The sequence below is a fragment of the Erysipelatoclostridium sp. DFI.2.3 genome (genome assembly GCF_019132535.1).
GTDB lineage: Bacteria > Bacillota_I > Bacilli_A > Erysipelotrichales > Erysipelotrichaceae > Clostridium_AQ > Clostridium_AQ innocuum.
The window spans coordinates 178202-190570 of record NZ_JAHOOJ010000008.1 but is presented as its reverse complement, the minus strand read 5'-3'; the positions used below and the strand labels follow the sequence as shown (position 1 = coordinate 190570).

Sequence of the window (12369 nt, the reverse complement as noted above, 5' to 3'; positions counted from 1 at the left end):
TCATAGATATAAAAAAGGATATATGAAAGACTAAATGCAATTGTAAGTGTAAATTCAACTAGATTGTTGTGTAAGAGTCTTTTCTACTTAGCTACTTTGAAAGTGGAATTTAACTTTTCACTTCAGCAAATTGTATGAAATGTAAATTTGCTCTTGCGTTTGAAAAAGAATAATGCTATAATAGTCAAGCAAACAAAGATGTCGCGTTCGGCAAGCGGTCAAGCCACAGCCCTCTCAAGGCTGTATCACGGGTTCGAATCCCGTACGCGATACCATATGAAAATCGTGGACACTGTGATCAGTGTCTTTTTATATTTGGAAGCAACATACTGTATCTGTGCAATAAGGATACTGTGAGAAGAAAACACCGCATGTTAAAAGTTTAAGGCTTACTATCCGCAATTTGTTAAGTTTCTCCCGCAATTGCTGAAATATATGCTATGATTTCTTTGCGGGTGACATAAAAAAAGGCGATACCTTTGTTAATTGTTGAAATGTAAACTATAAAGCTGAGCGATATGTATTGCTAAAATGATAACACTATATGACAAATTTTGTTAAATTTCTCATATATCAAGGCGTGTTCGACAAAATATCACAAAATTTGCATTCTATACATAGTAAGATACAGGTGGGAAGAAAAAATGGGGAAATCGTAAGGAGGTAGTAGTATGGAATTGACACACAGTACAAGGCGATTTCTCAAAACAGCTGCTCCGGTGATTGGTAGTGCCGGGATGCTTTTTGCCTTTTACCAGTGGATGGTAAGCCGGAAGGGGCAGGCAGTTGAAGAGATGGAGTATGTACAAATACAGGAGCGGGAGCTTCTCAAAGACCTGTGGAATCGCTACGATATGTATCGGTCGGTATATCAAATCTGTGATGATTATCTGGATAATGACATGATGATGACCTCGCAGATGATCGATACGCTTAAAGAACGTCTAACGGATTGTCAGTCGTTATTGAGATTGAACAAGCCGTTCATAAGAAAGAGTGTGTGGGATGCATATGATGGACTGTTAAAGGCGCATAACCATTTTGTTGAAGTGGTCATGTGGGAGATGTGCGAACCGGAGGGGATGAATGCCTTTCTGCGTGACAGTCGCAGCGATATCTATGAAAGTGAAGCACTGCTGATTGAGCTATTGCGGGGATAACATACATAAAAAGCATTGTTTCAAACCGGTGGGTTGCGGTGAATGAAACAATGCTTCTCTTAATTGAAATCTATGGTTGCCTGTGGATCGTGTTCCTTTAAAAGCTGGATCATTTCCTTACGTTTATCCTCAAAGCATTCATTCTGCGTGCGAAAGCAGGTACAGTGATGCTCGAAGATATCCAGCAGCTGCTCTACGGTGATCGTTTTATTCTTGCAACCGGTGTTCTGTGAATTGATATTGATATTCCAGGTGCCGATATCATTAAGATAGGCAAAGCCAAGCTCTGTTATGGATAACGGATCGGCGCCGGCAATCACTGCTTTCTTAAAAATTTCCTTTACTGTCATAGCTCTACTCCAATCTTGCTGTGCTTACAGCCAACTGTTTAATATCATAGCGCGATATACTGTAAAATGCAAATGGAGAATAGTGTATTCTGACGCTTTTTTACGAGTCACTATACTGCATGACAGAAAAGGGCTGCGCTCCTGAAGCAGGCGGTTGTATTCTCGGGCTTTGATGTTCGATGTTCGTTTTAATAGGAAGCTGTTAGATGGAGATTGAAATTTCGGATATCACCGCTTGGAAAAGAAGAGGTGAACAGCCGCTGCAGAAGTTCAAGGCTGTATTGCGGAAGATCTGAAAAGGCAGGCGGGTAAGTCGATATCATAGAAATGAAATGAAAACAGATACTGTAGGTGTAATTCCGGCAGTATCTGTTTTTACGTATTTGTTTAGCGGCTGCTATTCGTGGGCATGATATTTTTGAAGCGGGTCATAATATCCAGATTGACAAGTGCTGTGTCCTGATTGTTTTTCAGGTAGCTGCGCCCGTAGGAGAAGGCATCCTGCGGTGTAATGCCATATGCAGCCAGCCGCTTTCGTATTTCTGCCTCATAGGTCCTTGCCTCCTGCAGGGCAGCTCCTGTGCATATTTTCTTAGAATCAAAAGCATGGATGGCATCATCCATCATAACATCACAATCTCCGTTTTTAATTTTCTTCAGCGTGTTATTTTGATAGGCAACTGCCTGTACCCACTGAAAGCTCATGGCATCCGTTTTCTTTGTGGTGATTTCCATTGTATAATAGCTTCCGCCTTCTTTGTTTTTGTCGGTTTCCATAAGATAATCGAATATCAGATCCTGATTCTCCAGGCTTAGATAGAAGCATTTGTCATCCAGTGCAACAATACTGTATGTTACATCCCTGTTCTGCAACGCCTTACTCATGGCCTCATTTTCCGGAGGTATCCCCTTGCAGCCGCTGCAAAGAAAAACGGCTGCCGAAGCTGTGAAAAAGCCTCGTAACAATTTATTCATAATCGCCATCCCTTTTTATCTCTCGTCATAAGTATAGCACATTATACTACCGGTTTGGATGGCACCGGATATAAAACATTTTTACATTTTAACGATTGCTTAACAATCTCTTCATTATCCGTTAACATAGGTGTCGTATGATAGAACCGTATTCAAGGAGGAATATGAAAAATGAACATGTGGAAAAAAACTATGACGGCTACCGTAGCCTGCCTGATGACATTCTCACTGGCAGCCTGCGGATCCAGCGATGAAGGAAAAACAGCAGGTGTCAGCGGTGATATCAAAGTATATACGCGAGATTCATCAAGCGGAACCAGAGAGGCATTCGAAAAGGGAGTGGACTTTGAAGGAAGTCTGACAAAGAATGCTATCGAGGTATCCAGCAATGACGATATGGCAGCCAAGGTAGGAGCCGATAAAAACGGTATCGGGTATACATCCCTGTCCACCGATTTCGAGAAAAACGGTGTCAGCGCTCTGCAGTATGAAGGGGTCACAGCGAGCAGTGAAAGCGTACTGGATGGAAGCTACAAGCTGCAGCGTCCGTTTATGTATGTAACAAGGGCAGCAGGTGATTATGGAAGTGATGACAAGGAACAGCTGGTGCAGGCATTCCTGGACTTCATGCAGAACTCTACAGAAGGTATGGCGATCGTTAAGAAAAACGGCGGGGAAGTTGATGAAAGCAAGGCAAAGCCTTGGGATGAGCTTTCCAAAAAATATGAAGCTGTATTAGGTAAGGATAATTCTGCAATCACCATTACGACCTGCGGGTCAACATCCGTAGAAAAAACGGTGAAGGCTTCTCTGGAGGCGTTCTCTCCAATGGCAGGAAACTTCAAATTCACTATGAATCAGTCCGGAAGCGGAGATGCAGTACCAAGAGTGCTTGGAAAAGAAAAAGACGGTCCGAACAAGGGGGATATCGGCTTTGCTTCCCGTGCTTTCAAGGAGGATGGCTCCGAGGATATTTCCAAAGCTATGGAAAGCGGACAGTACTGCATCGATGCGGTAGTCGCAGTTGTAAATAAGGAAAATACAGATGTTACATCCTTGACGCAGGCACAGCTGAAGAGCATCTTCACAGGTGAAACGCTGAAATGGGAAGACATCAAATAAAGAAAAGAAGCTAAAAACGTGACTTGCAAGACAGCCTGGATTTCCAGGCTGTCTTATGATGATAAGGATTGGTGAAGAATGAAAAGTTATGTACGAGATAGCATCAGTACAGAGAAAAATCGAAAAAAACTGAAAAAGGATCAAAGGATGAAGGCAATCTTTCTTCTGGCGGCATTGCTGTCGTCCAGTGCGATTGCCATCATCATTATCTTCATCAGTGTCAAGGGGATTTCTCCCTTTTTGAGCGGCTATTCCTATGGGCAGCAGGATATTGTCTCCTTTCTGACCGGAATGATGTGGCGTAAGGATCAGGGAATCTATGGTGTTGGCTTTATTGTTATCAATACGCTGGTTTCGGCATTCGGCGCACTGGTGATTTCCTTTCCTCTGTCTGTACTGACGGCATTGTTTATTGCAAAAATAGCACCCAAGCATGTCGCAGAGGTCATGACGACGGTAGTGGAGCTGCTTGCCAGTATACCTTCTGTTGTATATGGTGTATTTGCATCCGGTACGATTACCGTGCTGGTCAGCTCGCTTGCATCCTCCCTTGGCTTTGTGACGGCTGGAGGAAGCTCTTTGCTGGCAGTGATTCTGTTGCTGGCGATTATGATATTTCCAACGATTACATCCCTGTCAATCACGGCAATCCGCTCTGTAGACAGAGAAGTGGAGCTTGGCAGTCTTGCACTTGGCGCCACGCGGACACAGACGAATTTCAAGGTTATTCTGACAAGTGCCAAATCCGGAATCTTTGCCGGAGCGATATTGGGCATCGGCAGAGCCTTCGGAGAAGCTACAGCTGTTGCCATGGTAGCGGGAAACAAAATGTTTGGACCAACCGTTAATGTGTTTGATACGACAAGGACACTGACAACAACCATGCTGGCCGGCTTAAAGGAAACGACCGGACTGGATTATGACATACGATTCTCGGCAGGTCTGGTGCTGATGGCAGTCATTCTGCTGTCCAATCTGCTCTTGAATCTGATGAAGAAGAAAGTGGGGAATATGAAATGATACAGACACCCTCCCATCAGAAAAGGAAGCGCCGGTTGTTTGATGGCTTGTGCAACGGGGTAACCTACCTTTCCAGCGGACTAAGTGTATTCGTGCTGATTGCAATTTTTGTCTTCATCTTTTCCAAGGGCTTTTCATCTCTGGGCATTGATCTTCTGAAGGGGAATTACTGGTCTAAGAATTATCTGACCAGTGTGGAAACAACGAAAAATCATCCTGGCAGCTTTGAACGGCCGTCATCCTTGTGTGAGGAAGCGTCCTTCTCCTCGAAATGGGGAATCGGCTTTGTGGATACCAAGGATCAAAACGGCGATGCTATCGTTCTGGTCGAATACATTGATGAGGCATCTCCCTTCCATTATCTGAAGGATGAAAGCATTAAGGATAAGGATGTTTCCCTATCTACGGAGGTTGGCTTTCAGGTGGAAAACCTTGGCTATCGGACCAAAAGCGGAGCGACGATGATTGCGGGCAACATCATGTCGCAGAATGCAGCTGAGGTGGCACAGGCACTGGACAGCTCCGCACAAAGCATTACCAAGGTGTATTACAAAACACCGGGCGGCGGTATTCGCGGCTCGATTATATCCACCCTGTATCTGATATTGATTTCGCTGCTGATTTCACTTCCACTGGGAATTGCATCTGCCATTTATCTGCATGAATATGCAAAGCCGAACAGGCTGACATCATTGATTCGCAGCGCCATTGAAATGCTGACGGGCGTACCAAGCATCATCTTCGGTTTGATGGGGGTTGCTGTACTGTTTCCGATTACGCAGCTGTTTGGGGCAACGACGACCAATATCCTGCTGGGCAGCTTCACCATGTCCATCATTCTGCTTCCCACCATCATCCGTTCCACCGAGGAAGCGCTGATCGTTGTACCGCAGTCTTTGCGGGATGCATCATTATCTGTAGGCGCCAATCAGTCACAGACGATTTTCAAGGTTGTGCTGCCCTGTGCGGTCCCGGGAATTTTAACCGGCGTATTGCTGAGCATCGGACGTGTGATTGGAGAAAGCGCGGCATTGATCTATACCATGGGTACCTATGTCAATGACACGCCGACCCTTATGTCGCAGGGAACCAGCCTTGCCGTGCATATTTATAACATCATGAGCAGTGAGCAGCCCAATTTTGAACTGGCCAGTGCAATCTCCATTGTGATTCTGGTGTTCGTACTGATTTTAAATATCTGTGTGAAGCTGCTGAGTAAAAAGCTCAATAAATCCTGGTATTAGAGGAGGAATTCGTATATGAAGAAGGAACCTGTGTTCCATGTGGAGCACCTGAATCTGTTTTATGGAGAGAAGCATGCCCTAAAGGATATCGGCATGGATATCGAACAGAATAAAATAACCGCACTCATTGGACCGAGCGGCTGCGGGAAGTCTACCTTTCTGCGCTGCCTGAACCGCATGAATGATCTGATTGAGGGCTGCCGTATCGATGGAACGATCGAGCTGAATGGGGTGGATGCCTATGGCTCCGAAATGAATGTTGTGGATTTGCGCACGCAGGTGGGGATGGTGTTTCAAAAGCCGAATCCGTTTCCGATGTCAATCTATGACAATATCACCTACGGACCGAAGTGTCAGGGAATCAAGAACCGCAAGACACTGGATGCCATCGTTGAGCAGTCCTTAAGGAAAGCGGCCCTGTGGGAGGAGGTCAAGGATCGGCTGAATGATTCTGCATTCGGTTTATCCGGCGGGCAGCAGCAGCGCTTGTGTATCGCGCGTGCAATCGCCATGGAGCCGGAGGTAATCCTGATGGATGAGCCGACCAGTGCCTTGGATCCAATCGCGACGAATAAGATAGAGGATCTGATGGAGGAATTAAAAAAGGATTATACGATTGTTATCGTTACGCATTCCATGCAGCAGGCATCTCGTGTAAGTGACTACACCGCCTTCTTTCTGCTTGGTGAGGTTGTGGAATTCAATAAGACGAGCAGGATATTCCAGCAGCCATGTGACAAGCGTACCGAGGATTATATTACAGGAAGATTTGGATAGAAGGAGGAACCTATGATCAAAATTGATAAAGAGCTGGATACCATGGAGGAAAACGTGCTGAAAATGGGACAGAAGGTTGTCCGTATGCATGAAAAGGTTGTACAGGCCTTAAATTCCCCCAATAAGGAAATCGAGCTGGAAATCGTACAGTCGGATGATATTATCAATCATCTGGAGGAGGAAATCAACGATCAGGCAGTACGCTCTTTGGCGTTGCTGTCCCCGGTTGCCAGTGATCTTCGCAAGGTGGTGGCTGACATCAAAATCGCTTCCGAGCTGGAGCGTATCGGCGATTATGCAAAAAACATTTCCATTTTTCTAATCAAGCATGATGATATGGATGCCTCTATTCTCGATTATGCACAGGCCATGGAAAAGGGCTTTATCGCCATGCTGCAGGAAACGATGACCTGTTATGAGAGCAGGGATATTGATACAGCCTTTGAAATCCCGGAAAAGGATAAGGAAATCAATGTTCTGTATAAAGAGCTGAAGGAGAAAATCCGTCATGATGATTCCAGCTATCTGGTGGAGCACATCTTTGAAATTTCCTCCATGCTGCGTAACATTGAGCGGGCAGGGGATCATACAAAGAATATCTGCGAGCATATCATTTATATGATAAAGGGACAGCATTACGACTTCGGATAGATGCTCCGATTTGCGTAAAAAAGCTGTTCAAACAGCTTAGGGCAAGTTAGGCATTTGCGTTCTTTGGTGCGGCCCTTTGTGATTTCTGGAAAGGATAATGTGGGTGGTGAGGGATCAAACGCTTTGGTAAAAAAGTGTCCCATCACCCAATGTGCTGTGTTCACAAAAAAGCATCTTCACCATGTTTCCATGATTCGACAGCTGCACAAAAAAAGCTCTGCACACCGGCAGGGCTTTTGCATGTTAATCATCCGTTTCGTTTGGACGAAGGTCCAGTGTCATAGCTTCCTCATTTCCTTCCTTCACGATATTCCAGATATGGTCACCAATACGTTCCAGCGTACCGAGAATATCCACGAAGATACTGGCAGCAACACCGCTTCCGCAGACCTCTCCGGCCATACGCTTGAAGTGACGCTGTCTGGCTTTTTCTTCCACCAGGTCCAGATAATTCTCTTTATCATTGATCATCTGAATATAATGTTCTTCGCGGGTAGAGAAATAATTCAATGCAATCTCATTCATTTCCAGAACGGTTTCATACATTTCATTGACATCCCCAACAGCCTCGTCTGTGAAGGCTCCCTTGTCTTCATAGGTCAGCTCATAAAATTCATTCAGATTCATCGTTAAATCGCCAACCCGTTCGATATTCTTGATAATCTGCAGATTGTTGATGAATTCATCTGTATCGTGCTCGCTCAGACTGTTGTGGGCAATCGTCATCAGGTATTCGGTAATCTTGGAATCCAGAGAATTGATAGCATCCTCGTACTGACTGGACATACCCCGGTATTTACCGCTTTTCTTATTGAAATACTCCTGACTCGCACGGATACAATCGGAAGCAAGCTCTCCCATTTTTACCGTTACCTGCTTGGATACGCCGAGGGCTCCGGCAGGCAGAGATGCAGCCAGCTTTGGATCCAGCCCCTCCAGATCGACTTCGATGCGTTCCTCCTCACCCGGTATGATTTTCTTGATGACACTGACCATCAGATTGATACAAGGATAAGCGAGGATGGATATGACAATGGTTCGCAAAATGTGAGCAATTGCAATCTGCATCATTGGTGAGATGCTGTACTTGTCTGATAAAAAAGCGATAAAATCAACATACGGTGTCAACAGGAACATGAAAATCACAGAACCGATGGTATTGAACAGAACGTTGACGGCCGCGGCTCGTTTGGCCGAGGTACTGCCGCCGATGGATGCAAACACGGCGGTTACCGTTGTGCCGATATTGGATCCAAAGACAAACGGCAGGGCAGCTGTCAGTGTCATGGCTCCGGAATCATAGATTTTCTGTATGATGCCGACAACCGCAGAGCTGGACTGCACGATGGCGGTCATCAGGGTACCGCTGATAAAGCCGAGAATCGGCTGATTCTGCATAGTCGTTGCCAGTGTCGTAAAGAAATCCATCTGTCCCAGCTTGCTCAGCTCGTCTCCCATCAGCCGCAGACCGAAGAACAGCAGACCGAAGCCCAGAACGATCTGTCCCATATAGGTCTGTTTCTTCCGCTTGGCAAACAGGGTGATCAAAACCCCCAGGAATACGAAATACAAGGCCAGTGCCTCTACCTTTAATCCGATTAGAAATGCGGTTACGGTCGTACCGATGTTCGCTCCGATGATGATGCCGATGGATTGCTCCAGACTCATCAATCCGGCACGTACAAAGCCGATGGCAATGGCACTGGTGGCACTGCTTGACTGAATAAATACGGTAATGATACTACCCACAAGGATTCCCTTCCAGGGCTTGTTGGTGTAACGGTCGATATACTCTCTTAATTTTTCTCCCGCGATGCTTTTCAGACCATCTCCCATGAACTGTATTCCGAACAAAAAGAGCGCCAGACCTCCAATGATGAAGTCCCAGCTGATATCTGCCGGTGTCATGGCGGAAGCTGCAATATGTAACATAAGATTCCTCCCAAAAAAACTCTAAAATTACATGGTAGCAAGGTAATTTTAACAGAATTTTTACATTCTGTATATAAATTGAAAGGCGTTTTTACAATTTCACGTCAGAAAAGCCCTTTTGATCGGATATGGCGTACAGCTCGTGCGGTGACAATCTTTTTCTGCTATTCATTTGCACGCCGCTCGTGTTATAATAGAGTATATGCCTGTATAGGATACAAAACCTAGAAAGCGACGACGCTATGTAAGGTTGCATATGGGATATACGGTTAAGAATCGAGGTGGCTTATGGAAATCAGTGTATTTAATCAGAGCGGAGAACGGCGCTGGTCGCGCTATGCCTCCGATTTCAGAACGATCAGTGAAAAGACACAGCAGGTTTTAAAGCTGGAAGGGCTCAGGAGTGCCTCCGTAATCTTCGTGACACCCCAGATGATTCATGAAATGAACAGGGATTATCGCGGTATCGACCGGCCGACTGATGTCATCAGCTTTGCCATGAAGGACAGCGAGGATGCATATGAGGTCATGGAGGGGGAGGAAGAGCTCGGTGATATATTTATCAACATAGAAGCGATTTCAGCGCAGGCGGCGGATTACGGTCACAGCTTGCGAAGAGAGGTCTGCTTTCTGTTTACGCATGGGCTTTTGCACCTGCTGGGATACGACCACATGACACCGGAGGATGAGGCTGTGATGTTTCAGCTGCAGGATGTGATACTGGATGATATCGTTCCTAAAAAAATACGGAAATAAATTCCGGTATGCATTTGCCGGTCTTATGCATGGGCTGCTGCATGACCGTAGCATTGTGCTGCAGGCAGTTCTGGGAATGGTTGTGCTTGCGGTCTGTGCTTGTCTGGGGCTGGAGGCGATGGAATGGTGCGTCATTCTGATCGTCATTGGTGCTGTGATTGCACTGGAATATATCAATTCCGCTCTGGAAACGATTGTGGACATGGTGTCGCCGCAATACAGTGAGGGAGCGAAAAAAGCAAAGGATTACGCAGCTGCAGCTGTGCTGGTGATGTCGCTGGCGGCGGCAGCTGTTGGAATCGTAATCATAGGAGGAAAGCTGTTTTTATGAATGTGAATGAACAATATCAGGAGCTGCTGGATGCGGCGTTTGCTGCCATGCAGCATGCATATGCACCATACTCCCGCTATCATGTGGGAGCTTGTGTGAAAACTAAGGATGGAACGCTGATTCCGGGGGCTAATATAGAGAATGCTTCCTTCGGTCTGACGAATTGTGCCGAGCGAAGTGCGATATTTGCCGCTTATTCTATGGGCTATCGCAGGGAGGATATCGTAGCGATTGCCATTGTGAGTGACGGAACAAAGCTTGCGGCGCCCTGTGGTGCCTGTCGGCAGGTACTGGTGGAGCTGCTGCAGCAGGATACTCCCATCGTGTTAAGCAACAAGCAGGAGCAGAAAATAACGAGCATCGCCGAGCTTTTACCGATGTCCTTCACGAGTGAGGATGTTTTATGAGCTATAAGTCAGGATTTATTTCCATTATCGGCCGTCCGAATGCAGGTAAAAGCACCCTGCTAAATGCTATCCTGCAGGAAAAGGTAGCCATTACAACGCCAAAGCCGCAGACAACACGGAATAATATATCAGGGATATTGACGCGGGAGGATGCGCAGTTTGTCTTTGTGGACACACCGGGGATTCATAAGCCGAAGCATGAGCTGGGGCGTACCCTGAACCGCAATGCATATACGGCGATTGCTGAGGCGGATGTGAACTACTGGATGGTGGATGCCACACAGCCCTTTGGCAGTGGAGACGAATTCATTCTGGAAAAGATGAAAAGCGCACAGATTCCGGTATTTCTGATTCTTAATAAAATCGATCTGCTGGATAAGGAGGCGGTGCTTACGACCCTGAGTAAGTGGCAGAGCCGTATGCAGTTTGCGGAAATCTTTCCGGTATCCGCGCTGAAACGTGAAAATGTGGAGCATCTTTTGGAGGTGACAAAGTCGTATCTGCAGGAGGGCGTGAAGTATTTTCCGGATGATATGATCAGTGACCATGGAGAAAATTTCCAGATTGCGGAAATCATCCGGGAAAAGGTATTGTATAAAACAAATGAAGAGGTCCCGCATTCTGTTGCGGTCATCGTGGAAAAAAAGGAAGAAAGCGATACCCGCATGGAGCTGTCGGCTCTCATCGTCGTGGAGCGCTCCTCGCAAAAGAGTATACTGATTGGAAAGCAGGGAGCGATGATTCGCGGCATCCGTCTTGCGGCCCAGAAGGAGCTGAAGGAAAAATTCGGTAAAAAGGTGGAGCTGGAGCTGTATGTGCGTGTCGAGAAGAACTGGCGCAATCGCAGCAGCAAGCTGCATCAGCTGGGTTATCTGGAGCTGGAAGAAGGGAAATAATGCAGGAGGAAGTGTGCGGAATCCTGGTGGATGTGAAGGAGTATCGGGAACATGATGCCCTGTTGAAGGTATTGTGTGAGGATGGCTCCCTGCTCAGTCTGAGCGCCCGTGGAGTTCGTAAGGTCACAAGTAAGAATGCTCCTGCCGTACAGCTGTTTACACTGGCACGTCTGCAGCTGAATTATCAGCAGACTGCTTCGATACAGTCTCTACGCCGGGCAGAAATTATAAACAGTTATCGCAAAATTCGGGAGGATCTTGTAAAGCAGAGCATTGCCTCCTACTTCTGTGAATGCATATACCGCAGTGGCTTTGAGGAAAATGTATACATCCTGCTGAAGCAAAGTCTGGATATTTTACAGGACGCAAAGCATCCGCTGCAGATACTTTGTCTGTTTCAGGCTGTTATGAATCGCATGCATGGAATTGAACCGTTTGTGGATGGCTGTGTCCGCTGTCAGAGCACGCAGCATATTCAGGCAGTGTCGCGAAGAGATGGCGGCTTTATTTGCAAAAGCTGTCTGCGATATGGCGATCATGTCATACCGCGCAGGGATTTGAAAACCTTTCGTCTTCTCTGCAAGGCAGAGCTGGAGCATTATGAGCTGATTGAGAGACTGGAACCGTTTAGCAGTGAAAACTTTGAAGAGCTGTATGGCTTTTTTGAAGATTATGGCGGCATTGCGCTGAAAAGTGTGCGTTTTCTTCGAACCCTGTTCGCTATGGAGGGGCACATGTAAGCTGCATG

The 12369-nt window shown here is 46.3% G+C and carries 14 protein-coding genes and 1 tRNA gene; 12 read left to right on the top strand and 3 right to left on the bottom strand.

What is annotated here, in order from left to right:
* The first annotated feature begins 200 nt into the window (after positions 1 to 200).
* Positions 201 to 275 (top strand) — tRNA-Glu (locus tag KSZ58_RS10325).
* Between the two features lie 396 nt (positions 276 to 671).
* Positions 672 to 1160 carry a hypothetical protein gene (locus tag KSZ58_RS10320; RefSeq protein WP_002609101.1) on the top strand — a complete coding sequence of 163 codons (489 nt, stop codon included), beginning with the start codon at positions 672 to 674 and terminating at the stop codon, positions 1158 to 1160.
* A gap of 59 nt (positions 1161 to 1219) precedes the next feature.
* On the opposite strand, the gene KSZ58_RS10315 is transcribed toward KSZ58_RS10320, so the two are convergent.
* Positions 1220 to 1510: a hypothetical protein gene (locus tag KSZ58_RS10315; RefSeq protein ID WP_002609100.1), complete on the bottom strand. Its 291-nt coding sequence runs from the start codon at positions 1508 to 1510 to the stop codon at positions 1220 to 1222.
* A gap of 387 nt (positions 1511 to 1897) precedes the next feature.
* Positions 1898 to 2485, bottom strand: a complete 588-nt coding sequence (locus tag KSZ58_RS10310) for a hypothetical protein (RefSeq protein WP_008817197.1) — start codon at positions 2483 to 2485, stop codon at positions 1898 to 1900.
* A gap of 171 nt (positions 2486 to 2656) precedes the next feature.
* Between KSZ58_RS10310 and KSZ58_RS10305 the strand changes: the two genes are divergently transcribed.
* From KSZ58_RS10305 to phoU, 5 genes are all read left to right on the top strand, one after another.
* Positions 2657 to 3607, top strand: coding sequence for a substrate-binding domain-containing protein (locus KSZ58_RS10305; protein ID WP_002609098.1), 951 nt, complete (start codon positions 2657 to 2659; stop codon positions 3605 to 3607).
* 78 nt (positions 3608 to 3685) lie between these two features.
* Positions 3686 to 4627, top strand: coding sequence for a phosphate ABC transporter permease subunit PstC (gene pstC, locus KSZ58_RS10300; protein WP_002609097.1), 942 nt, complete (start codon positions 3686 to 3688; stop codon positions 4625 to 4627).
* Positions 4624 to 5871, top strand: coding sequence for a phosphate ABC transporter permease PstA (pstA, locus tag KSZ58_RS10295; RefSeq protein ID WP_008817198.1), 1248 nt, complete (start codon positions 4624 to 4626; stop codon positions 5869 to 5871). The genes pstC and pstA overlap by 4 nt, the downstream gene beginning before the upstream one ends.
* A 15-nt stretch (positions 5872 to 5886) precedes the next feature.
* Complete coding sequence (gene pstB / locus KSZ58_RS10290; RefSeq protein ID WP_002609095.1) at positions 5887 to 6648, top strand: phosphate ABC transporter ATP-binding protein PstB; 762 nt, start codon at positions 5887 to 5889, stop codon at positions 6646 to 6648.
* A gap of 12 nt (positions 6649 to 6660) precedes the next feature.
* Complete coding sequence (gene phoU / locus KSZ58_RS10285; RefSeq protein ID WP_002609094.1) at positions 6661 to 7299, top strand: phosphate signaling complex protein PhoU; 639 nt, start codon at positions 6661 to 6663, stop codon at positions 7297 to 7299.
* Positions 7300 to 7542: 243 nt separating this feature from the next.
* On the opposite strand, the gene KSZ58_RS10280 is transcribed toward phoU, so the two are convergent.
* Complete coding sequence (locus KSZ58_RS10280) at positions 7543 to 9231, bottom strand: Na/Pi cotransporter family protein (RefSeq protein WP_009269118.1); 1689 nt, start codon at positions 9229 to 9231, stop codon at positions 7543 to 7545.
* Between the two features lie 288 nt (positions 9232 to 9519).
* Between KSZ58_RS10280 and ybeY the strand changes: the two genes are divergently transcribed.
* Genes ybeY through recO form a run of 5 tightly spaced genes read left to right on the top strand, consistent with a single transcriptional unit; the run spans position 9520 to position 12361 of the window.
* Entirely contained in the window at positions 9520 to 9987 is a 468-nt protein-coding gene (gene ybeY / locus KSZ58_RS10275; RefSeq protein WP_008817200.1) for an rRNA maturation RNase YbeY, read from the top strand.
* Positions 9956 to 10318, top strand: a complete 363-nt coding sequence (locus tag KSZ58_RS10270; RefSeq protein WP_008817201.1) for a diacylglycerol kinase — start codon at positions 9956 to 9958, stop codon at positions 10316 to 10318. The genes ybeY and KSZ58_RS10270 overlap by 32 nt, the downstream gene beginning before the upstream one ends.
* Positions 10315 to 10725: a cytidine deaminase gene (gene cdd, locus KSZ58_RS10265; RefSeq protein WP_002609090.1), complete on the top strand. Its 411-nt coding sequence runs from the start codon at positions 10315 to 10317 to the stop codon at positions 10723 to 10725. Before KSZ58_RS10270 ends, cdd begins: the two co-directional genes overlap by 4 nt.
* Positions 10722 to 11621, top strand: coding sequence for a GTPase Era (gene era / locus KSZ58_RS10260; protein WP_002609089.1), 900 nt, complete (start codon positions 10722 to 10724; stop codon positions 11619 to 11621). Before cdd ends, era begins: the two co-directional genes overlap by 4 nt.
* Complete coding sequence (recO, locus tag KSZ58_RS10255) at positions 11621 to 12361, top strand: DNA repair protein RecO (RefSeq protein ID WP_008817202.1); 741 nt, start codon at positions 11621 to 11623, stop codon at positions 12359 to 12361. The genes era and recO overlap by 1 nt, the downstream gene beginning before the upstream one ends.
* Positions 12362 to 12369 lie beyond the last annotated feature (8 nt).